The 21,328-nt window shown below is 67.8% G+C and carries 20 protein-coding genes and 1 tRNA gene; 9 read left to right on the plus strand and 12 right to left on the minus strand.

The window, feature by feature from the left end; genetic code table 11:
* The first annotated feature begins 15 nt into the window (after positions 1–15).
* A tRNA-Thr gene (locus tag G6N32_RS02150) sits at positions 16–91 on the plus strand.
* A 77-nt stretch (positions 92–168) separates the two neighbouring features.
* On the opposite strand, the gene G6N32_RS02155 is transcribed toward G6N32_RS02150, so the two are convergent.
* Together G6N32_RS02155 and G6N32_RS02160 are read right to left on the minus strand one after the other, a co-directional pair.
* A complete protein-coding gene (locus tag G6N32_RS02155; RefSeq protein ID WP_115317560.1) occupies positions 169–537 on the minus strand; it encodes a carboxymuconolactone decarboxylase family protein in 369 nt (122 codons plus the stop codon).
* A 27-nt stretch (positions 538–564) separates the two neighbouring features.
* Positions 565–2,355 carry a hypothetical protein gene (locus G6N32_RS02160; RefSeq protein WP_115317559.1) on the minus strand — a complete coding sequence of 597 codons (1,791 nt, stop codon included), beginning with the start codon at positions 2,353–2,355 and terminating at the stop codon, positions 565–567.
* 38 nt (positions 2,356–2,393) lie between these two features.
* Here G6N32_RS02160 and G6N32_RS02165 point away from each other — a divergent pair, with 38 nt between their 5' ends.
* A complete protein-coding gene (locus tag G6N32_RS02165) occupies positions 2,394–3,326 on the plus strand; it encodes an NAD-dependent epimerase/dehydratase family protein (protein WP_115318888.1) in 933 nt (310 codons plus the stop codon).
* Here G6N32_RS02165 and G6N32_RS02170 read toward each other — a convergent pair.
* From G6N32_RS02170 to G6N32_RS02190, 5 genes are read right to left on the minus strand one after another with little or no spacing between them, the layout of a single operon-like run.
* On the minus strand, positions 3,323–3,661 hold the full coding sequence (locus tag G6N32_RS02170) for a DUF2304 domain-containing protein (RefSeq protein WP_115317558.1): 339 nt from the start codon (positions 3,659–3,661) through the stop codon (positions 3,323–3,325). The genes G6N32_RS02165 and G6N32_RS02170 overlap by 4 nt on opposite strands.
* Positions 3,658–4,359 carry a polyprenyl-phospho-N-acetylgalactosaminyl synthase PpgS gene (locus G6N32_RS02175; protein WP_115317557.1) on the minus strand — a complete coding sequence of 234 codons (702 nt, stop codon included), beginning with the start codon at positions 4,357–4,359 and terminating at the stop codon, positions 3,658–3,660. Before G6N32_RS02175 ends, G6N32_RS02170 begins: the two co-directional genes overlap by 4 nt.
* Before the next feature lie 25 nt (positions 4,360–4,384).
* Entirely contained in the window at positions 4,385–5,671 is a 1,287-nt protein-coding gene (locus tag G6N32_RS02180; protein ID WP_410432854.1) for a polysaccharide biosynthesis protein, read from the minus strand.
* Positions 5,668–7,005, minus strand: a complete 1,338-nt coding sequence (locus G6N32_RS02185) for a M1 family metallopeptidase (RefSeq protein WP_115317556.1) — start codon at positions 7,003–7,005, stop codon at positions 5,668–5,670. The genes G6N32_RS02180 and G6N32_RS02185 overlap by 4 nt, the downstream gene beginning before the upstream one ends.
* A complete protein-coding gene (locus G6N32_RS02190) occupies positions 7,002–10,901 on the minus strand; it encodes a Pls/PosA family non-ribosomal peptide synthetase (protein ID WP_410432856.1) in 3,900 nt (1,299 codons plus the stop codon). The genes G6N32_RS02185 and G6N32_RS02190 overlap by 4 nt, the downstream gene beginning before the upstream one ends.
* A gap of 239 nt (positions 10,902–11,140) precedes the next feature.
* Between G6N32_RS02190 and G6N32_RS02195 the strand changes: the two genes are divergently transcribed.
* The 6 genes from G6N32_RS02195 to G6N32_RS02220 all read left to right on the plus strand — a co-directional run bounded on the left by G6N32_RS02195 (position 11,141) and on the right by G6N32_RS02220 (position 16,096).
* Positions 11,141–12,109, plus strand: coding sequence for a TerC family protein (locus G6N32_RS02195; protein WP_115317554.1), 969 nt, complete (start codon positions 11,141–11,143; stop codon positions 12,107–12,109).
* 79 nt (positions 12,110–12,188) lie between these two features.
* Positions 12,189–12,599, plus strand: a complete 411-nt coding sequence (locus G6N32_RS02200) for a hypothetical protein (protein WP_232077447.1) — start codon at positions 12,189–12,191, stop codon at positions 12,597–12,599.
* 26 nt (positions 12,600–12,625) lie between these two features.
* Positions 12,626–12,997: a SpoIIAA family protein gene (locus tag G6N32_RS02205; RefSeq protein ID WP_115317553.1), complete on the plus strand. Its 372-nt coding sequence runs from the start codon at positions 12,626–12,628 to the stop codon at positions 12,995–12,997.
* Positions 12,998–13,059: 62 nt separating this feature from the next.
* Positions 13,060–13,782 carry a GntR family transcriptional regulator gene (locus G6N32_RS02210; protein WP_115317552.1) on the plus strand — a complete coding sequence of 241 codons (723 nt, stop codon included), beginning with the start codon at positions 13,060–13,062 and terminating at the stop codon, positions 13,780–13,782.
* Positions 13,783–13,835: 53 nt separating this feature from the next.
* Positions 13,836–15,386: an NCS1 family nucleobase:cation symporter-1 gene (locus tag G6N32_RS02215; protein WP_115317551.1), complete on the plus strand. Its 1,551-nt coding sequence runs from the start codon at positions 13,836–13,838 to the stop codon at positions 15,384–15,386.
* Positions 15,383–16,096: an aspartate/glutamate racemase family protein gene (locus G6N32_RS02220; protein WP_115317550.1), complete on the plus strand. Its 714-nt coding sequence runs from the start codon at positions 15,383–15,385 to the stop codon at positions 16,094–16,096. Before G6N32_RS02215 ends, G6N32_RS02220 begins: the two co-directional genes overlap by 4 nt.
* On the opposite strand, the gene puuE is transcribed toward G6N32_RS02220, so the two are convergent.
* The 4 genes from puuE to G6N32_RS02240 all read right to left on the minus strand — a co-directional run bounded on the left by puuE (position 16,081) and on the right by G6N32_RS02240 (position 19,415).
* Positions 16,081–16,983 (minus strand): allantoinase PuuE, encoded by a 903-nt coding sequence (gene puuE / locus G6N32_RS02225; protein ID WP_115317549.1) that lies wholly within the window; start codon positions 16,981–16,983, stop codon positions 16,081–16,083. The two genes, G6N32_RS02220 and puuE, sit on opposite strands and share 16 nt — an antisense overlap.
* Position 16,984: 1 nt before the next feature.
* Positions 16,985–18,022, minus strand: coding sequence for an allantoicase (alc, locus tag G6N32_RS02230; protein WP_410432859.1), 1,038 nt, complete (start codon positions 18,020–18,022; stop codon positions 16,985–16,987).
* 61 nt (positions 18,023–18,083) lie between these two features.
* A complete protein-coding gene (locus tag G6N32_RS02235; RefSeq protein ID WP_115317548.1) occupies positions 18,084–18,776 on the minus strand; it encodes a hypothetical protein in 693 nt (230 codons plus the stop codon).
* Between the two features lie 30 nt (positions 18,777–18,806).
* Entirely contained in the window at positions 18,807–19,415 is a 609-nt protein-coding gene (locus G6N32_RS02240) for a TetR/AcrR family transcriptional regulator (protein ID WP_115317547.1), read from the minus strand.
* A gap of 78 nt (positions 19,416–19,493) precedes the next feature.
* Between G6N32_RS02240 and G6N32_RS02245 the strand changes: the two genes are divergently transcribed.
* On the plus strand, positions 19,494–20,339 hold the full coding sequence (locus G6N32_RS02245; protein ID WP_115317546.1) for an alpha/beta fold hydrolase: 846 nt from the start codon (positions 19,494–19,496) through the stop codon (positions 20,337–20,339).
* On the opposite strand, the gene G6N32_RS02250 is transcribed toward G6N32_RS02245, so the two are convergent.
* On the minus strand, positions 20,336–21,298 hold the full coding sequence (locus tag G6N32_RS02250; RefSeq protein WP_163789089.1) for an alpha/beta hydrolase: 963 nt from the start codon (positions 21,296–21,298) through the stop codon (positions 20,336–20,338). The two genes, G6N32_RS02245 and G6N32_RS02250, sit on opposite strands and share 4 nt — an antisense overlap.
* Between the last annotated feature and the right edge of the window lie 30 nt (positions 21,299–21,328).

Raw genomic sequence — 21,328 nt, forward strand, 5'->3', positions numbered from 1 at the left:
CTCGGTCGAGGCCGCGCCACCTTAGCTCAGTCGGTAGAGCAATTCACTCGTAATGAATAGGTCAGGAGTTCGATTCTCCTAGGTGGCTCCACTCTTGCCCGCACGATTGTGCGGTGCCGTACGGGACGCGCCGGGATGTGCGGATCAGTCCGCACACTGGGCTTTCACCTAATCGCGCGACAGCGCTTCGGCGGCGACGGTGCGGGCCGTGGCCGCCGCCGGGAAACCGGCGTAGCCGCTGGCGTGATAGATCACCTCGGCCAATTCCTCCTCGGACAGGCCGTTCTGCCGGGCGATCCGGAAGTGCGCGTCCATCTCCGCGGTGGCCCGCAGTGCGATCAGGATGCCCAGCGTCACCAGACTTCGGTCGCGGCGGCTGAGCCCCTCACGGGTCCACAGCCGGCCGAACACGCTCTCGACACCGATATCCATCAGTTCGGGGGCGAACCCACCACCGAAGTCGACGTCCCCGTCGGGCAGCGTTCCGGGCAGCATCTCCCGGAAAACGCGTAGGCCATCCTCGCGCAAGTTAGACATACAAACTACTTTGGCACATGACGGGGATCAGCGCGGTGCCAGATACCCGACCGGGCCCGACGCCAGGCACAGCGACAGAGCCGCGGTCGACGCCCGCACGGTGATGGCGTCGCCGGCCCCCGGCAGCCGGACGAAGACCCGGTTCAGCCCAGGGTGCACGGGCACCTTGGTCTCGGGGCCCTCGTTCAGCGACATCACCATCGAGCCGTCGCTGTTGGCCAGATAGTTGATCTCGGCCGTCCAGTCCGCGGGCAGCAGCGGCCCGTCCAAAGGCATCCGAACCGGCGCGTCGGGCTGGACGAAATAACCGCAGCCGGGCTGCGGGCCCGCGACGATCGTGCGGGTCCAGGTGACGATCGCATCCGTCAGCCGGCCGCTGCTGTCGAGCATGCGCAACTGTGGTGTGGAACTGCCGAATTCGGGTCGATCGCGAATGAGCGCGAACATGTGACTGGCCAGGTTCTCCGGGTAGGCGACGCGCTGCAGAACCAGCGGGTCGACCTCCTGGTCGAGCAGTGGCACCGATGACGATGCCCGGGCCTGGGCCAGCGCGCGGATCGCGTTCTGCAGGTAGGGCTGTGCAGGATTGTCCCGCCAGCTCGTCAGGAATGTCGCCGTCGAGTACACGCTGCTGATCACGAACGCCACCGCGACCGCCGACACCACCGCGGTACGGGAGCGCGAGGCGTCCAGCCATCGGCTGTCGCGGTTGGGCGCGCAGAACGCCACTGCCGCAAGCAATGCCAGCACCACCACCAGATCGGGGAAATACCGGAGGGTCTGCGCCAGTTCCAGGGCGGTGAACTTCGACGAGCGCAGTAGGTAGATCGGGATCTGGCAGGCCACCGCGTAACCGACGGCCACCAGCCAGACCAGGCCGACGCGCCGCTTGCGCAGCAGCGACACCGCCGCGACCGCGACCAGTACCAGCCAGCCCAGGATCATCACGGCCACCGGCGGCACTGCCCACGGCGAGGCGGGCGCCCACCGTTGCCACTCCCACGGGCCGCCGGCCAGGCCCGGCACGATCCCGTGAGTGACAGAGCGGGACAACAGGTCCCACGTCATCGCCAGATCCGAGCTCCAGCGCCGGTGGTCCACGACCGCCAAATAGACGGCCACCCACCCCGCCGTCAACGCCAGAGCGGGCGCCCACAGCGCTAGGCCGCGGTGCCACACCGTGCGCAGCACCGCGGTGCCACCCCGGACGTGACACAGCAGCGCGGCCACCGCGAATGCGACGAACGGGATGACCGCGGCTTTCTCGAAGAACAGCAGACCACCGAGGAAAACCAGCACCGCGGTGATCGCATACCGTCGATTCCCGGTACGCACCAGCAGGATTGCATCGGCACACACCCAGGCCATCGCGGCCAGCATCGGCAGGGAGTTCAGCGCCGCCGCCCACCACGCGAATCCGGGCACACCCAGCGGGGTGAACAAGGCAAAGGTCAACGGAATCAACAACACCGGTCGCCAGCCGAGGATCACGTGCAACGCGCGCAGCAGCGACAGCGACACCAGCAGCTGCAACACCACCAGGCTGGCCGCCGGCCACGCCCACACCAGCGGCGCCAGTCGGGTGATCACCCCGGCCACCAGAAACGCCCCCGGCATGACGTGTCCGTCGTGATCGTCGAACAGATACGACGTCGACAACAGGTCTTGAGTGCCGGCCCGGCCCACCAGGATCAGGTCGTCCCAGTAGAAGTAGCCGCCGAATGCCAGGATCGCGCGGACCACCAGTTGTACGGCGATGAGGGCGACGGCCGCGGCAGCCACCGGTGGCATGCGCGCCACCCGGGTCGGAACTGCCATCGCGTCGACTGTACTCACCTGTCGGTAGGGTGACCGACATGCAGGTACTGGTCACGGGGGCCGCCGGCTTCATCGGGTCGACGCTGGTCGATCGCCTGCTCGCAGACGGGCACACCGTCGTCGGGTTCGACGACCTGAGCCGGGGCCGCACCGCGAACCTGGCGGCGGCGGGCACCAGCGACCGGTTCGAATTCGTCGAGGCCGACATCGCCGACGCAGACCTGATCGGGCTGTTCGACAAGCACAAGCCCGAGGTCGTCCACCACCTCGCTGCCCAGATCGACGTGCGCCGCTCGGTGGAGGAGCCGGAATTCGACGCGGCGGTCAACGTCGTGGGCACCGTGCGGCTCGCCGAGGCGGCCAGGCGGTCCGGCGTGCGCAAGATCGTCCACGCCTCCTCGGGCGGATCGATCTACGGCGTGCCGACGAACTTCCCCACCAACGAAACCGCCCCGGTCGATCCCGGGTCGCCCTACGCGGCCGGCAAGGTGGCCGGCGAGCTGTACCTCAACACCTTCCGCCACCTCTACGGCGTGGACTGCTCGTTCATCGCGCCGTCGAATGTCTATGGCCCGCGCCAGGACCCGCACGGCGAGGCCGGGGTGGTCGCGATCTTCGTCAACGCATTGCTGGCCGGCCGGCCCACCCGGGTCTACGGCGACGGCTCCAACACCCGCGACTACGTCTTCGTCGACGACGTCGTCGATGCCTTCGTCCGGGCCTCCGGAGCAGGCGGGTGCGGGCAGCGGTTCAACATCGGCACCGGTGTGGAAACCAGCGACCGGCAACTGCATTCGGTGGTGGCCAAGGCGCTCGGGGTGGCCGACAACCCGGAGTTCGCCCCGGCGCGGCTCGGCGACGTGAAGCGGTCCTGCCTGGATGTCCGCAAAGCAGAGATGGTGCTGGGCTGGCAGCCGCGGGTGCGCCTCGAAGAGGGCATCGCCCGCACGGTGGGCTATTTCCGGGGCTAGTGCTCCGGGGTGCGCGCACCCTCCAGGGCGACCGCACGGGCCAGGCGGGCGTACTTCAGCTCGAGTTCCTTGAACCGCAGATATGTACTCAGCGTGGTGAACACGAACGCGATGATCAGTGCGTAGGTGATCAGGTCGGCGCCACGGCGAACCCCGAGGAAGTTGGCCAGCACCGTGGTGTCGTCCGGGCGGAGGATGGCGTAAACCGCAAGCACCACGAACAGCACATAGCCGACCTTCACCCACGCCTTGGCCTTGGCGTTGGTGCGGGACCGCAGCAGGTAGACCAGCAGTGCGATCACCGCCGTGATCAGCAGCACCTGGATCCAGTTCATCGGCGCATCCTTCCGCGCAGGAACCCGTCAAAGACGATGTTCACCCCGTTGAGCAGCGGCTGGCCTTTGGACATCGAGTACTCGGTGTAGAGGATCTCGACGGGCTCTTCGGTTACCCGCCAATGGTTTTCGACGATCAGGGTGATGAATTCGCCGGCGTGGCTCATCCCGTTCATCGTCAGGTTGAGATTGTCGGCGACGGTCTTGTTGAACACCCGCAGCCCGTTGTGCGAGTCGGTCAGATGCAGACGGTGGCTGCTGGGGCTCAGCACGGCCGCCGCGCGCAGGATCACCCGCTTGAGCGGCGGGGTGTGGCTGACGGTGGTGCCGGCGAACCTGGTGCCGACCACGATGTCGACATCGCCTTTGGCCAGCCGCTCCATCATGACGAGGACGTCCTTGACGCGGTGCTGCCCGTCGGCGTCGAAGGTGACGAACACCGCCGCGCCGGGCTGGCGGCGGGCGTACTCCACGCCGGTCTGGATGGCCGCGCCCTGTCCGAGATTCACGGGGTGGCGGACCACGTGGGCGCCCGCCCGCCAGGCGATGTCGGCGGTGTCGTCCTTGCTGCCGTCGTCGACGCAGACCACGTGGTCGAAGACTTGGCGCAGGTCCGCGATGACGTCGGCGATGACCTGCGCCTCGTTGAACGCCGGCACGATGATCCAGGCGTCGGGGTAGGACGTGTCGATGTCCACAAGGTACACGCCGGGAACCGTGGCTTCAGCGTGCGGCGCGGCCCAGCGCGGCCAGGTGGACGACGATGCCGACCAGTGGTCCGCACAGCAGGGCGACCACGGTGCGATCGGTGAGGTCCATGGGCAGGCTCAGCAGGGCCGCGGAGACGACGGTGGCCCCGACCCAGCCGATCGAGTACGCCCGGTGCAGGCCGGCGGCGACCGTGGCGGCCCCGGTCACGGTCAACAGCGCGATCGCCACGGCGCCGGCGGTCAGCCAGGCCAGCAGTAGTCCGCCCGGCCCGTACTCGTCGCCGAACGCCACCCGGATCAGCCACGGCCCGAGCAGTCCGGCGGCCACCACCCCGACGGCGCCGAGCACCAGCACCACCGCCGCCGGGGCGATCAACGCCTTGAGTCGGTGGCCGCGGTGGTCGACGAAGTGTGCGATCAGATTGCCCTGCATCGCGGTGAGCGGAACCAGCAGCGGCGCGCGGGTCAGTGTCACCGCCAGGATCACCACGCCGCCGGCCGCCCCGAGGTCACCACCGGAGGTCGCCTTGAGCAATACCGGGAAGCCCATGACGAGGATGGCGCTGGCGCCGGCGGCCGCGATCGAGTGTCCGGCTCCGCGCAGGAAGGTCGCGGTACTACCCGGGGTGCGCAGCCCGGCCGCGGTTCGCGCGCCCGGTGACACCGACAGCAGCAGCAGCCATCCGATCGCACCGGCGACAGTCGCCCACAAGAAGCCGTCGAGCCCCCAGCCCACCGCGAACGCCGCCACCGCGACCACTACCCGCATGATCGCGTCGGTGACCATCAAGGCCCCGTAACCACCCCAGCGGCCGGTGCCGGCGAGCAGGCCCAAAAGTGTTGCGTGAATGCAGAATCCGGCCAGGCCTACGCTCAGCAGCACCACCGACAGCGGCCGGGACACGCTGAACACGTGCGGCGCCCACAAGACCGAGGTGCCCGCCATGACGAGGGCGGACACCACTCCGACCGCCGTCGCGATCCGCATCGGATGCGTGCGGGGTCCCTCCGCGATCTCGACATAACCCGCGGAGCGGACTTCCCGGGTGGCTTCTTGCAGTAACCCGTACGCCGCGCCGCCGACCAACCCGAACGCACCCCAGAACACCCCGAACACCGAGAAGCCGGCCGGGTCCAGCGCCCGGGCGGCCAGGTAGAGAACCGCGTATCCGCAGACCGCCGAGATCGCGGTGGCCGCGCCGACTCTGGCCACACTGCTGCGGGTGATCGCCCCGGTGCCGCTGATCTGGTCAGCACCGGTGGCGCTCAGCGCCTCGAACGAGGCACCCGCGTCGGTCACAGCCGCGGCACCTCGGTGGAATACAGCCAGGCATCCCACAACGGGCGCAGCGAGATGTCGGCGTAGTTGGCGGCAAGACCGGTGAAGTCGTCGGTCACGACCGTGCTGTGCTGGTGCCTGCTGGTCCAATCACGCAGCAGCGCAAAGAATTTCTCGTCACCAAGGGTATCGCGCAGCACGTGCAGGGTGAGCGCACCTCGCTTGTAGACCCGGTCGTCGAACATGTCCCGCGGCCCGGGATCGGCCAGCAGCAGATTCTGCGGAGAGGACGCCAGCTTGGCGTGGTAGTGGTGGGCCCACTGGTCGGCGGAGCGCCCGCCGGAGTTTTCCGACCACAACCATTCGGCGTAGCAGGCGAATCCCTCGTGCAGCCAGATGTCGCGCCAGCGCCGCGCGGTCACGCTGTTGCCGAACCACTGATGGGCCAGTTCGTGGGCGATCAGTCGTTCGGCGCCACGCTTGCCGTCGCAGTGGTTGGCGCCGAAGATCGAGATACCTTGTGCTTCAAGCGGTATCTCGAGATCGTCGTCGGTCACCACAACGGTGTAGCCGTTGCTCAGCGGGTACGGGCCGAACAGTTTGACGAACAACTTCATCATCTGCGGTTGACGGCCGAAGTCCTGGTCGAATTCGGGACGCAGCCGGTCGGGCAGCACCGCCTGCATCGGCACTGGGGATTTGGGCAGCTTGTGTGCGCCGTACATGCCGATCTGCAGGGTGATCAGGTAGGTCGACGTCGGCTCCGGCTGTTCGTAGGTCCATACCGTGTGTGCGGCCCGAACCCGCCGCGAGACCAGTTCACCGTTGGCCACCGCGCGATAGGGGCTGTCGGTGCTGATCTGGATCCGGTAGCTGGCCTTGGCGCTGGGATGGTCGTCGCACGGGAACCATGACGCTGCGCCGTTCGGTTGGCCCGCCACCAGCGCGCCGTTCGACAACTCTTCGAAACCGACTTCACCCCAATAACTTCGGATCGGCCGGGGGTTGCCGCCGTAGCGCACGCTGATCGACATCGCCGCGCCGGCGGGCAATGGTGTGGACAGGGTGATGTGCAGCTTGCCGTTGGAGGCGGAGAAGTTGGCCGGCCGGCGGCCGTTGACCGTGACCTTCGACACCGACAGGGCCGCGGACAGATCCAGCGTGAACGTCTTCAGTGACGCCAGCGTCGCCGCGGTGATGGTCGCGGTACCGGTGAGCCGATTGATCGCCACCTTGTACTCGAGGTCCAATTCGTAGCGTGAGACTCGATAGCCGAAGTTGCCATTGTTCGGCAGATACGGATCGATGACGGGTGGGCCACCTTTCTTGGTGGCCTTCTTGGCGGGTTGTTTCACGCGGCGCTGTCCTCGGCTTTGCGCGCATCGTCGCGGGTTTTCTTCCTCGAAACGAGCCACGGGGCAATCGGATTGCCCTGCCAGCGGGTCGACGGCGGCACCTCGTCGCCGCGCATCACCAGCGATGCCGGGCCGACGGTGGCGCCTGCGCCGAGCTTGGCAGCGGGCAATGCCACGCAGTGCGGACCCAGCGTGGCACCCTCGTCGAGCACGACGGTGTCCATGCGCATGATCCGATCATGAAACAGGTGCGTCTGCACCACGCAGCCGCGGTTGACGGTGCTGGCCCGCTGCAGCGTCACCAGGTCGGCTTCGGGCAGCCAGTACGTTTCACACCACACGCCACGGCCGATCTTGGCGCCGAGCGCCCGCAGCCAGAGGTTCATCACGGGGGTGCCGCTGGCGGCGCGGGCGAACCACGGCGCCGCCACCGTTTCCACGAACGTGTCCGACACCTCGTTGCGCCACACGAACGACGACCAGAGCGGCTGCTCGTCGGCCGGGATATGCCCCACCACAAGCCATTTGGCGGCCACCGCGGTCCCTCCGGCGACTGCGCCCGCAATCAGCAGCACGACGCCGCCGGCCAGTGCGGTGACCGCATAGCCGAATTCGAGCGCCAAGGCCTGCAGCGCGGCCAGAACCGCCACTCCGATCGCGAAGGTGACCATCACCGGGAACAGCCGGCAGGTCTCGACCGCGGCGCGCATCACCTTCAACCGCATCGGGGGGCTGAATGTCAGTGCGGCGTCGCCTTCATCGGCGCGGCGGCGCAACCGGATCGGCGGGCTGCCCAGCCACGACGAACCGGCCTTGGCCTTGTGCGGGGCGGCCGAAAGCACCGCGACCAGGCCATCGTCGGGCACCCGCCGGCCCGGTTGGGTGATACCGGAGTTACCCAGGAAAGCGCGCTTGCCGACGGTGGCCTTGGCGACGTGGATCCATCCGCCGCCGAGTTCGTAGGAGGCCACCATGGTGTCGTCGGCCAGAAATGCGCCGTCTTCCACGACGGTGAACTTCGGGGTCAGCAGTGCGGTTGAAATCTCGGTGTTGCGGCCGACTTTCGCGCCGAGGGCCCGCAGCCACCACGGGGTGAGCAGGCTGGCGTAGACGGGGAACAGGTAGTTGCGGGCGGCGTCCATCAGCCGTTCGGTGGTCCACAGCTGCCAGCCCACCCGGCTGCGCACCGGGTGATAGCCCTCGCGGAGCCCGATCGCGAGGATCCGCACCGCCACGACGGTGAACGCCGCGTACACCACCAGGGCGACCAGCGCGGCCACCGGAATCCACGGCGCAGCCGCGGCCAGGGCCGAACCCAGCGTCGCACTGTGCCGGGCCGGCCAGACCAGCACACCCAGCCCGATCGCCAGCGCCAGCAGCGGCACCCCGCCGAGGAGCATGGACGTCACCCCGTAGACGCCCACCCACAGGGCGGCGCGCGGCGGCCGGTGCTCGGGCCACGGATGGCGGGCCTTGCCGGACTTCACCGCCGGCGAACCCTTCCAGTACTGCCCGTTCTTCACCTTGCCGACCACACCTGAGCCGGGCGCCACGTCGGCGTTCTTCCCGACGACGGCACCCGGGAACAGCGTGGTCCGTGCCCCGATGCTGGCATCGTTGCCGACGCTGATCGGGCCGACGTGGAAGAGGTCGCCGTCGATCCAATGCCCGGTCAGATCGACCTCCGGTTCGATGGAAACCCGGTGGCCGAGCGTGAGCATGCCGGTCACCGGAGGCGCCGAATGCAGATCTACGCCTTTGCCGATCTTGTTACCCAGCGCCCGGGCGTAGTACACCAGCCACGGCGCACCCGCGAGGTTCTCGGCGCCGCTGGCGTCGGCCAGCCGTTCGGCCAGCCACACCCGCAGGTGTTCGGACCCGCCCCGGCGATAGGTGCCCGGCTCCAGCCCCGACAGCAGCGTCCGCGCGCCCAGCACAGCGATGCCCATCCGGCCGATCGGGGTGATGAACAGGATGAAGGCGACCACGACCAGCCACCAGTTGACCGGTGCGAGCCACGGCAGCGGATGCACCGCGGCGGCCACGTTGTTGATCAGCGCCAGCCACGTCACCCATTGCAGCCCGGTCAGCGTGGCCAGCGGCACCGACAACAGCACCTGGGCCGCCTGCGTCGACACCGGCGTCGGCGTGACATGGCGTGGGGTGACCGCGGCCGACGGCTTCTGCTCGTCGAGGAATTCGGCCAGCGATCCCAGCCGCGGGTGGTCGTAGAGCTGGGCGACGGTCAGCTGCGGGTAGCGCTCGCGCAGCGCGGCCACCAGCTGGGCCGCCGACAGCGAGCCGCCGCCGAGGGCGAAGAAGTCCGCCTCCGGGCCGTCCACCACGGCGCCAAGGACGTCGCGCCACAGCCCGGCCAGCCAGCCCATGGTGCCGCCGAGGTCGGGTTCGGAGTCCTGATAGCCGGGCGGCGGCCACGGCAGCGCATTGCGATCGACCTTGCCCGAGGTCCGGGTCGGCAGCTCGTCGAGTAGCACCAGGCGCGGCACCAGCGCTGCGGGCAGGGCCTCGGCCAGGTGGGTGCGGGCCGCGGCGAGGTCGAAATCGGGGTTGGCGCTGGAGATGTAGCCGACGAGCATCGGAGTGCCGCTGGCGGTGCGTCGCACCGCCGCAGCGGCACCACTGACGCCGGGCAGGTTCACCAGCGCCGAGTCGACCTCGCCGAGTTCGATGCGCCGTCCGCCGACCTTGACCTGATCGTCGGCACGGCCCTGGAAATACAGTCCGTCGGCTTCCAAGCGGACGAGGTCGCCGCTGCGGTAGGCCCGCGCCCACTCCAGCGACGGCATCGGCGCGTACTTCTCGGCGTCTTTCTCCGGATCCAGGTAGCGGGCCAGGCCGACTCCGCCGATCACCAGTTCGCCCACTTCGCCGAGAGCGACGGGGGCGCCGCTGGAGTCGACCACCGCCAGGTCCCAGCCCGGCAGCGGGCGCCCGATGCTGACCGGACTGCGCCCGTCGAGGCGGGCGGCGCTGGCCACCACGGTTGCCTCGGTGGGTCCGTAGGTGTTCCACACCTCGCGGCCTTCGACCGCCAGCCGTTCGGCCAGCTCGGGCGGGCAGGCCTCGCCGCCGAAGATCAGCAGCCGCACCGCTTCCAGCGCCTCGGCCGGCCACAACGACGCCAGCGTGGGCACCGTCGACACCACGGTGATGTCCCGCGCCACCAGCCACGGCCCGAGGTCCATGCCGCTACGCACCAGGGCGCGGGGCGCAGGCACCAGACATGCGCCGTACCGCCAGGCCAGCCACATCTCCTCGCAGGAGGCGTCGAACGCCACCGACAACCCGGCCAGCACCCGGTCAGCCGGTCCGATCGGGTTGTTCTGCAAGAACATTCGCGCCTCGGCGTCGACGAACGCCGCCGCGTTGCGGTGGGTGACGGCGACACCCTTGGGGGTTCCGGTGGATCCGGAGGTGAAGATGATCCACGCGTCGTCGCGACCCAGTGGGGCTGTCGCCCGCCATCCGCGCGACGAGCCAGGCCCGCGGGTCAGGCCGGCTTCGGTGATGATGGCGACCACGCCGGCCTCGTTGAACACCAGCTCGGCGCGCTCGTCGGGATCGTCGGCGTCGACCGGGACATAGGCCGCACCGGCGGCCAGCGTCGAGAGGATCGCGACGTAGAGGGCGTAACTGCCGGACGGCATGCGGATGCCGATCCGGTCGCCGCGGCCGATGCCGCGGGCGGCCAGCCACTCGACGCTCTCCTCGATGTCGGCGATCAGCTCGGCATAGGTCAGCTGCACCGTGCCGTCGTCGATGGCGGCTGCGTCGGGGTATCGGTTGGCGGTGTCGTAGAGGATGTCGATGAGGGTGCGCGGGGCCGGTGCCTGCTCCGACAACAAGTATTGCGGGGGAATTTCCGGCGTCGCCACGACGAGGATCCTAGGCCGCCTCGTCGACATCGCGGTGCCGGACGCGGCCGGTGGCCGAGGCGATCCCGCGTTCGGTTTGCTGCTGGGCGCGCCGACCTGACAGACTGCTGCCAGAGGGGAGTATTCCTTCGTCGCGGTGTCGTCACCACGGCGGCCAACGTTGGCTGTCCGGTGCCGCGGGCCGAGCTTTGCTCGGCGGAAGAGACCTCGGACGTTTTGTGACGCCCGGAGGTCCTGTTATGAATGTGACACCGCTCGAATGGTTCATCACCATCGGCGTGACGGTCGCGGTGCTCCTGTTCGACGTGATCTTCGTCGCGCGGCGCCCGCACGAACCCACGATGCGTGAGTGCGGCATCTATCTGTCGTTCTACATCGGTTTGGCCATCGCATTCGGGCTGTGGGTGTGGAACTTCCACGGCGGTCAGTTCGGCCTGGAGTTCTACGCGGGCTGGCTCACCGAGTACAGCCTGTCGGTGGACAACCTGTTCATCTTCATCATCATCATGGCCAGCTTCAAGGTGCCGAAGATCTATCAGCAAGAGGCACTTCTGATCGGCATCGTCCTGGCGCTGATTTTCCGCGGCATCTTCATCGCGCTGGGTGCTGTTGCCATTGAACAGTTTTCGTGGATCTTCTACATCTTCGGGGCATTCCTGCTGTACACCGCGATCCGGCTGGTCCGCGATACCGAGCACGACGACGACGCCGAGAACACCGTGGTGCGCCTGGCCCGCAAGTACGTGCCGAGCACCGACAAATGGGACGGCCTGAAGCTGTACGTCAAGGAGGGCGGCAAGCGCCTGATGACGCCGATGTTTCTGGTCATCGTGGCGCTGGGCACCACCGACCTGCTGTTCGCGCTGGACTCCATCCCCGCGATTTACGGCCTCACCCGCGAGCCTTACATCGTGTTCACCGCAAACCTTTTCGCGCTGATGGGGTTACGCCAGCTCTACTTCCTGCTCGGTGATCTGCTCAACCGGCTGGTGTACCTGTCGCAGGGCCTGGCCTTCATCCTGTTCTTCATCGGGGTCAAGCTGGTGCTGCATGCCCTGCACGAAAACGAGCTGCCGTTCATCAACGGGGGCGAAGGCGTGCACGTGCCGGAGATTCCGACACTGCTGAGCCTGGCCGTCATCATCCTGACGCTGTTCCTGACGATGGTCGCCAGCCTGATCAAGACGCGGGTGGTCGACAACCGCTGAAAGCCCGCAGACATCGGAGTTCTGGTCCGGCTGAACGGAACCATTGCCGGTGCTCGCTGGTGTCCTTAGCGTGGCCGACATGCCGGAGTTACGGGTGTTCATCGCCGAGACCGACGATGCCTGGACGGAATTGACCGAGGTGACCGCGGGCCAGCGCCCGGTGGTGCGGTTGAGCGCGCCGGACCTGCAGGAAGCGGCACGACGGCGCCGCCGACTGCCCACCGACGTCGCCGTGGTGCTCGATCTGTCGGTGGCGGTCGCTGACGACCCGCGCACGGCGCTGGCCGCGATCTCCGACCATGGCGGCACCGAGGGAGTTCGCTACGCCGGGACCGTTGACGGCCTGGCCGGGCTGGTCGCCGACCTGTATGTGGCCGGGGTCGCTGACGGCGTCACGCTGATCCCGGTCGGACCGGCCGACGATCTGCGTCCCCGGGCGCACGCCGCCCTGAGCCGCATCCAGGATCGGTTGCGAATCCCGGCCGCCTGAGCGGGTCGCGGTTCTACGCTGAATCCATGATCGAAGTCCTTTCCGACATGCCTGAGGGTGTGACGGGCCTTCGGGTGTCCGGCCGGGTGAGCGGCGAGGACCTCAAGGCGTTCAAGCCGGCGATGGACGACCTGATGAAGCCGGACGGCGACATCCGGATCGTCGAAGTCATCGACTCCGATTACCAGGGGTTCGGGCCCGGTGGCCTGGTCGAGGATCTCAAACTCGGCTTGGGCACGCTGTTCACCCGGCACGCCGCGTTCAAGCGGGTCGCGGTGGTCAGCGACAAGGAGTGGGTGGTCCACACCATTCACGCGGTGGGCTGGTTGATGCCCGGTGACGTCGCGGTGTTCGGTCTCGCCGAGCTCGAGCAGGCCAAGCAGTGGGCGGCCGGGTAGTCGCCTCAACCGGTCGGCTGCGCCGTAGCACCGCGGAAACATAGTGCGCCTACCGTGACCCGATGTTGCGACGACGTTCGGCGCTGCTCGATCGGCTGGTGGTCGACCACCCAGGAAGCCCGCAACAGGCCATCCTCGACGAGTTGAGGCGGGTGATCCTCGACGGTGCCGTCGCGCCCGGGACGCCGATTCCGTTGGCCGAAGTGGCGGATCTGTTCGGGGTGAGCCAGATTCCGGTCCGTGAGTCGCTGAAGACACTGATCGGAGAGGGGTTGGTCGCGCATCGATCCAACTCCGGCTACACCGTCGCACAGCTCACGGTGCAAGAACTGCGCGAAATGTACATCGTGCGTGAGACTTTGGAGGCCGCGGCGCTGGCGTCCGCGGTGGCCAACGCGACCGATGCCGACCGGGCGGCGATCGTCGCGGCGAACGATGCCCTGCAGCAGGCCGTCGACGACGACGATCCGCTCACCTACCACCGGCAGAGCAGGCACTTTCATCTCTCGTTGAGCCGGCCGTCGCGCATGTTCCGGCTGCTGCACATGCTCGAATCAGCATGGAACATGACCGAACCCGTGCAGTCCATGGTGCATGTCGAGCCCTCGGCCCGGGCCGCGCTGCACGGCGACCACCGCGAAATGGTGCTCGCATTCCTGGCCGGCGACGTGGAACAGCTGCTCACTGTCGCCGAGTTGCACGCCGGGCGGCTCAATTCCGTCATCGCCGCCTTGCCGACGGACACCGGGCTGTTTCTGCCTGCGGATATATCTTCGGCGCAATAGCCGGGTAGTTCACCGGAAATACCGGGGAAACGCACCGTCGATAGCGTCCGGCCATGACCGACATCGACACACCGCAGAGCGTGAAAAACCTGCCGCCCGGCGCCGTCGTCGGCGCGGGTGACATCGTGGAAGCCGCCGGCCACCCGGTCGGCGGCGGACTGATCAAGCCGGGTTACGACCCGCGCCTGACCAACGAGGACCTGGCTCCGCTGCGCGAGCAGCACTGGAGCTCCTACAACATCTTCGCCTTCTGGATGTCCGACGTGCACAGCGTCGGGGGCTACGTCACGGCGGGCAGCCTGTTCGCCCTGGGCCTTGCCAGCTGGCAGGTCTTGATCGCACTGCTCATCGGCATCGTGATCGTCAACGTCTTCTGCAACCTGGTCGCCAAGCCCAGCCAGGCCACCGGCGTGCCATATCCGGTGATCTGCCGCAGCGTCTTCGGTGTGCTCGGTGCGAACATCCCCGCCATCATCCGCGGTCTGATCGCGGTGGCCTGGTACGGCATCCAGACCTATCTGGCCTCCGCTGCGCTGGATGTGGTGCTGCTCAAGCTCTTTCCCGCACTTGCGCCGTACGCCGACGTCAACCAGCACGGCTTTCTGGGGTTGCCGTTCCTGGGCTGGGGCAGCTTCCTGCTGCTCTGGGTCCTGCAGGCATGCGTCTTCTGGCGTGGGATGGAATCCATCCGCAAGTTCATCGATTTCTGCGGTCCCGCGGTGTACGTGGTGATGTTCATGCTCTGTGGCTATCTGATCTACAAAGCGGGCTGGGGCGCAATCGATCTCAATCTCGGCGATGTCAAGTACACGGGTCTGGATGCCGTGCCGGTCATGCTCGGTGCCATCGCCCTTGTGGTGTCGTACTTTTCGGGCCCGATGCTGAACTTCGGCGACTTCGCCCGCTACGGCCGGTCGTTCGCGGCGGTCAAGCGTGGCAACTTCCTCGGTCTGCCGGTGAACTTTCTGGTGTTCTCGATCCTGGTGGTCGTCACCGCCTCACTCACCGTGCCGGTCTTCGGCGAGTTGATCACCGATCCTGTGGCGACCGTGGCCAAGATCGACTCCACCTTCGCAATCGTGCTGGGAGCGTTGACCTTCACCATCGCCACGATCGGCATCAACATCGTCGCGAACTTCATCTCGCCGGCTTTCGACTTCTCCAACGTCAGCCCGCAGCGGATCAGCTGGCGCGCGGGCGGAATGATCGCCGCCGTCGGCTCGGTGCTCATCACCCCGTGGAACCTGTACAACAATCCCGAGGTCATCCACTACACACTGGAGACGCTCGGTGCGTTCATCGGCCCGCTGTTCGGCGTGTTGATCGGCCACTACTACCTGATCCACAAGCAGAAGGTGAACGTTGACGCGCTGTTCACCCTCGCCGAGGACGGAACTTATTGGTACAAGAAGGGTTACAACCCGGCTGCGGTGATCGCTACGGCGGTCTCGGCCCTGGTCGCGGTGGTGCCGGTGCTGGCTGTCGGAGTGCCGGGTATGCATACCGCTGCGCAGTACAGCTGGTTCATCGGCTGCGGTTTGGGCCTGGCGATCTACTACGGGCTCGCGACGCGCGGCAAGCTGGCCGTCGCTGCGCTGCCGTGACCCGGATCTGGGTGATCAATCCCAACACCACACGGGCCATGACCGACACGATCGCACAGTGTGCCCGCGCGGTGGCCGGATCCGGTGTGGTCATCACCGGAATCACCTCCGAGATCGGACCGGAGTCGATCGAGAGCCACTACGACGAGGCGCTGGCGGTTCCGGGCGTGCTGCAGGCGGTGCGCCACGGTGATCGAGAGGGTGTCGACGGCTACGTGATCGCGTGTTTCGGTGATCCTGGCCTCGATGCCGCACGGGAGGTGGCGGCCGGACCGGTCATCGGGATCGCGGAGGCCGCGATGCAGACGGCCAGCCATCTCGGCAGCGGGTTCAGCATCGTCACCACACTGACGCGGACCATCGGCCAGTCGGCGCGACTTGCCGAACGGTATGGCATGCAACGGTTCTGCCGCGGTATCCATGCCTGCGAGATTCCGGTACTCGATCTGGAGACCGACCCGAACGCGCGCAAGGTCGTCACCGAGGCCTGCCGCGACGCCATCGAGGCCGACGGGTCCGACGTCGTGGTGCTGGGGTGTGCCGGTATGGCGGATATGTGTGCCGAGATCTCCGCCGACGTGGGTGTACCCGTCATTGACGGGGTCACCGCCGCAACCCTGACGGTGCAGTCGCTGGTGACCATGGGTTTACGCACGTCCAAGCGAGGCGAGTACGCGACACCGCCGGACAAGCGCTACTCGGCGGGGTGAGCCCTGCGCCAGTGGTCGGCGATTTCGATACGGCGGGCGATCCAGACCCCATCGTGGGATTGGACGTGGTCACAGAACCGTTCGAGCGCCGCGGTGCGCGCCGGACGCCCGGCCAGCCGGCAATGCAGTCCGATGGACAGCATCTTCGGGGCGCCCGCGCGACCCTCGGCGTAGAGCACGTCGAACGCGTCCCGCAGATGGGCGAAGAACTCGTCACCGTTGGAAAAGCCTGCGGCCGAGGCAAACCGCATGTCGTTGGTGTCCAACGTGTATGGCACGACGAGATGGGCACGGCCGGCAACGTCCACCCAGTACGGCAGATCGTCGGCGTAGGAATCGGAATCGTAGACGAAGCCGCCGTGTTCGACGACGAGTTCGCGCGTGTGCGGCGAATCGCGGCCGGTGTACCAGCCCAGCGGAGCCGCTCCGGTGAGATCGCGCAGGATCGAAACGGCCTGCGCCATGTGCGCCCGCTCGGTGTCCCGGTCGACGGACTGGTAGGACTTCCATCGCAGTCCGTGGCAAGCGATCTCGTGGCCGAGCTCATTGAAAGCCGCCACCGCCTCGGTATTTCGCTGCATGGCCAATGCGACCGCGAAGACGGTCAGCGGGATACCGCGACGCTCGAAGAGCCGAAGCAGCCGCCACAGCCCTGCGCGTGAGCCGTACTCGTAGAGCGACTCCATACTCATGTGCCGGTCGGGGAACGGCTCGGCCGGTGTCATTTCGGACAGGAACGTCTCCGAGGCCGGGTCGCCATCGAGGACCGAATTCTCGGCCCCTTCTTCGTAATTCAGCACGAATTGCACCGCAATGGCGGCATCGCCCGGCCAGTGCGGGTGAGGGGGTATACGGCCGTAGCCGACCATGTCCCTCGGATAGGTCATGTCACGCCGCCGCAGCCCATTTGTCCGCAACCCGACGCCGTCCCGTGTCGGTGAGCCGGCCGAACAACCGCAGCCGCGCCATACCGCCGTCGGGATACACCTCGAGGCGGGCATCGGTGACCGGCCGTTGGCTGGACAGCAGGAAGCGATGCCGGGTATCGGGTTGCAGATCGGTGCGCGGCAGCAGCTCGAACCAGTCGCCGTCGTCGTCGCGACCCACCAGCCGGGCGCTGCCGGGGGCGTTACCGACGAAGTAGGACGTGTCCAGTTCGGCCACCGTGAGCACCCCGTGACCGGCCAATTGCACCTGCACCCAGTCATTTCCGTTGTCACGCCGCCGCGAGGTCTCCCACCCGTCACCCATCGTGTGCGCGGTGCCGCGCAGCAGCAGGTTGTTCGGCGACGAATAGAACATGTTGGAGCAGGCCGTGACTCGGGCACCGTTGTCCAGGGCGGCGAGATCGAGCGGAATGCCGTCGACGAACCGCGGGTCGAGCAGACCCTGGCCGTGGACACGCAGCCGGGCCACTCCGCCGTCGGGGTAGATCGACAGCCGGACATGCGTCCACCGGCGAGACGAACTGACCTCGAACAGATTCCGGGTGTCACCGTTGACGTCGGCCCGGTCGAGGATGGTGGTCCAGTCAGTTTGGTGCACAAGGTCTTCGACGTTCGGGTAACCCTCGACGCAGGCCGCCTCGACCGAGACCTGCGGTGGGTAGTTGCCCGTGAACCACGCGGTGTCGACCACGACGCCGCGCACGATGGCCGGGGCGGCTAGCCGAACGATCGCGGTGTCGCAGTCCCCGGGCATTGTGCCGCGCCTGCGCCGGGTCTCCCAGCCGTCGTAGATCTGGCCCTTGTGCCCGAAGGTGGCCGGGCGGAACTCGGCCGGCCGGGGGTTGATGAGGTTCTCTCGCTCGGCGAACAAGTCGTCGTTGGCCCAAACCACAGTTCCGCCTGCCGGCCGGGCCGCCAGATCGGGGAGGGACAGGAAGTCTGATTGCGTCCGAGTGGAGTCCTGCCCGCCGTCGATCACCTTCTGAGCCTAAGTGACCGGCCACTTCGGGGCGCGCCGAGCATCGGCCGCCGGGTTCGTCTCAGGCTTCGATCTCGCCGGCCACGCGCCGCTCGATCGCCTCTCGAGCGGCGGCGGGCAGCACGACCAGTCCGTCGAGTTCGCGCCGCGCCCTGTCGTAGGCAATGCGCCGCTCCTGGGGGGTGGCGGCGGTGTCCTCGGCGAGGTGCAACAAGTGCTGAGCGCGGCTCAGGCGCTGCTGATCGCCGACCGAGAAATCACTGCGGCGCCGGCGGATCGCCTCGGCCTCGGCGACGTCGAACGCGGCGGCGTACTCGCCGACGGCATCGCGATACTCCAGCTGGGCATCGCGATCGCCGACGACGTCGTCGATGTTCTCCGGCCGCAACAGCTCGGCGCGCTGGCGGGCCTTGTGAAACGACACCGTCAGGGGATCGCGCATGTCGGTCATCATCGGGAAGTCGAGCAGCTTGGCGACGTCGGTCTCGTAGGAGAGCCAACGTTCGTCGGTCCGATTGTGCGCAGCGGTGATTCGCTTCAGCTCCCGCCGGTATGCCGCGTCGGTACCACGGTTTCTACCGGCCGCCTCCGCGACGGCGATCTTGGCCTGCTGTTTGAGGCGGTAACGCTCCATGCGGCGCTCGGCCCGCCGTTCGTTGGCCGCGGCCACAGACCGGACCACACCGCCGATCACCCCGCCGAGCGGGAAGATCAGCCACCAGAAGTGCCACAGCGAATCCACCGCCTCCAGCATGCCACCGCAGTCGGTGTACGTGCTCGAAGGTCAGGGCTGTCCGGCGAGCATCCCGTTGACGATGCGGTGCAGGGCGCTGCGCACCTCGGTGCCCGCGCGTTCGGGATCCTCGGCGTGGGCGATGGTCAGCGCCGCGGCATCCAGCGCGCCGATCAGGATGTGCGCCAGCGGACGCACCGGCTGGTCCGCGAGTTCGCCGGAGTCCATCGCGGCCTGCAGCAACTGCTCGGTCATGCCCAGGCTGTAGCGCTCAGCGATATCGCGGAAACCATTCCAGCCCAATACATTCGGTGCATCAAGCAGGATCAGTTGACGGATCTCGCGCTCCGAGCTGATGTCGAGCCAGGCGTCCACGGCGGCGTGCAGGGTGGCGGCCGGCGTCGGCGGCTCCTGAGCGAGAACTGCCGCGGCCAACCGGTTCATCACGTCGGCTTCGACTGCCTCGACGACGTCGAGGAACAGCGCCGACTTGTCGGCGTACTGGTGGTACATCGCGCCCCTGGTGACGCCGGCGCGCTGGGCGATCTCCGGCGTTCCGACCTCGGCGTAACCCCGCTGGCCCCACAGTTCGCGCGCGGCCATGCGCAGCGCGTCCTGGGTTGCCGCGGAGCGCTGCGCCTGAGTACGTCTGGTGGTCATGTCTTGTTTTCCGTACACCCTGTCGGTATCTTACATGCAGACTGTCTGTTTGTTAGTTGTCATCGAGAGGAGATCGTCATGCACACCGTAGAACTCAGCAGCGGAACCATCCATTACGAAACGGCCGGACCGGCCGCGGGCAGGCCGCTGGTCTTCATCCACGGCTACGCGATGGGTGGGTCGCTGTGGCGCCCGTTGAGCGCCAGGCTGGCTCGGCATGGCCTGCGGTGCATCGTGCCGACCTGGCCGCTGGGCGCACACCAGACGGCGATGCGGTCGTCGGCCGATATGACGATGCGCGGCGTCGCCGCGATGGTGGCCGAGTTCCTCGACAAAACCGGGCTCGACGACGTCGTCCTGGTCGGCAATGACACCGGGGGAGCCGTCGCCCAGGTGGTCGCCACCGAGTTCCCCGACCGGCTCGGCGCGCTGGTCCTCACCAGTTGCGATGCGTTCGAACACTTTCCGCCACCGATCCTGGCACCATTCATCACCGCGGCGAGGATTCCGTTGCTATGGCGAATCGCGGTGCAGGGCATGCGTTCTCGTACGGTCCGGCGCCGCGCGTACGGTGCGCTGGCCCACACCAACCTCGACGCGCTGACTGCCGAATGGACCCGCAAGGCCGTCCGCGACCGCGCGATCGCCGAGAACCTGCGTCGGTTCACCGGATCGCTCACCCGGCAGACCACTCTCGACGCCGCCGCCAAGCTACCGCAGTTCGCCAAGCCGGCGTTGATCGCGTGGTCGGCCGATGACGCGTTCTTCCCGCAGGCCGACGGCCGCAGGCTTGCCGACGCCCTGCCGAACTCCCGGTTGGAGATCATCCGCGGCGCACGCACGTTCTCGATGCTCGACGAGCCGGATGTCCTTGCCGATCTGATCGCCGAGTTCGCCACGGCCACAAGCGCTGTCGGACGCTAGACCGCGCGCAATCGCCGGATCCGGTCGGCCACCGCGCGCTCCGACACCGCCGCGGCGGGGGCCAGCGCCTCCCAGGCGTGCGGGCAGCCAGGATGAACGTGCAGTTCGGTTGGCACTCCGGAAGCGGAAAGCCGCGCGGCATAAGCGATGTTCTCGTCGCGGAAGATGTCCAGATCGCCGACGTCGAGGTAGGTGGGCGGCAGCCCGGTCAGCACCTGCGCGCGGGCCGGCGCGGCGTAGATCGACACGTCATCGCCCCCGGCGCGATCGCCCAGGAGCGCACCCCAGCCAGTGATGTTGTCGTCGTAGTTCCAGGTCAGCAGTTCCGGGTCGAGTTCGGGATCCGGGGTGGTGGTGCGGTCGTCGAGCATCGGATAGATCAGCACCTGCGCAGCCAGCGCGGGGCCGCCGCGGTCGCGGGCCAACAGGCTCACCCCGGCTGCCAGGCCCCCGCCCGCGCTGTCACCGGCGACCGCGATACGGGCCGGGTCGACGCCCAGATCGGCGGCGTGCTCGGCCAGCCAGCACAGCGCGGCGTAGCAGTCCTCGACCGGCGTCGGGTCCGGAAACTCCGGGGCCACACGGTAATCCACCAGCAGCATCGGGGCCCCGGTGGCCGCGACGTAGCCACGCATCGCCGTGTCGTAGGCCGGAGCGGTTTCGGCCAGGCTGTAGATCATGCCGCCGCCGTGCAGGTACAGCACGGCGCTGCCGGGCGACTCGGAGGTGGGGAAGTACCACGACAGATCAAGTTCCGCGCCGTCGGCGGTGCGCAGCGTGTGCCGCGACACCTCGACGCCGTCGACCGGATCGCGCGACGCGCCGAGCGTCTGGAACATCGGGATCGCCCGCTCGCGGCGGGTCGCCACATCCCCGATCGCGGGCGGTTCGAGAGCGGCTGCCGCCTCCATCAGCGGTTGCAGCAGGGTCAGTACTTCCGGATCCATCGGCAGGGGCACGGTTGCACCCTAGCCCCAGTTGTCAGCCCC

This window comes from Mycolicibacterium aichiense (assembly GCF_010726245.1).
GTDB lineage: Bacteria > Actinomycetota > Actinomycetes > Mycobacteriales > Mycobacteriaceae > Mycobacterium > Mycobacterium aichiense.

Bases quoted from the DNA above. Each gene is read 5' to 3' on its own strand.
- G6N32_RS02170 (WP_115317558.1), bottom strand. From the start codon at position 3,661: ATGAACTGGATCCAGGTGCTGCTGATCACGGCGGTGATCGCACTGCTG.
- G6N32_RS02245 (WP_115317546.1), top strand. From the start codon at position 19,494: ATGCACACCGTAGAACTCAGCAGCGGAACCATCCATTACGAAACGGCC.
- G6N32_RS02235 (WP_115317548.1), bottom strand. From the start codon at position 18,776: ATGCTGGAGGCGGTGGATTCGCTGTGGCACTTCTGGTGGCTGATCTTC.
- G6N32_RS02165 (WP_115318888.1), top strand. From the start codon at position 2,394: ATGCAGGTACTGGTCACGGGGGCCGCCGGCTTCATCGGGTCGACGCTG.
- G6N32_RS02160 (WP_115317559.1), bottom strand. From the start codon at position 2,355: ATGGCAGTTCCGACCCGGGTGGCGCGCATGCCACCGGTGGCTGCCGCG.
- G6N32_RS02195 (WP_115317554.1), top strand. From the start codon at position 11,141: ATGAATGTGACACCGCTCGAATGGTTCATCACCATCGGCGTGACGGTC.
- G6N32_RS02200 (WP_232077447.1), top strand. From the start codon at position 12,189: ATGCCGGAGTTACGGGTGTTCATCGCCGAGACCGACGATGCCTGGACG.
- G6N32_RS02155 (WP_115317560.1), bottom strand. From the start codon at position 537: ATGTCTAACTTGCGCGAGGATGGCCTACGCGTTTTCCGGGAGATGCTG.
- G6N32_RS02240 (WP_115317547.1), bottom strand. From the start codon at position 19,415: ATGACCACCAGACGTACTCAGGCGCAGCGCTCCGCGGCAACCCAGGAC.
- G6N32_RS02205 (WP_115317553.1), top strand. From the start codon at position 12,626: ATGATCGAAGTCCTTTCCGACATGCCTGAGGGTGTGACGGGCCTTCGG.
- G6N32_RS02210 (WP_115317552.1), top strand. From the start codon at position 13,060: ATGTTGCGACGACGTTCGGCGCTGCTCGATCGGCTGGTGGTCGACCAC.
- puuE (WP_115317549.1), bottom strand. From the start codon at position 16,983: ATGACCTATCCGAGGGACATGGTCGGCTACGGCCGTATACCCCCTCAC.
- G6N32_RS02215 (WP_115317551.1), top strand. From the start codon at position 13,836: ATGACCGACATCGACACACCGCAGAGCGTGAAAAACCTGCCGCCCGGC.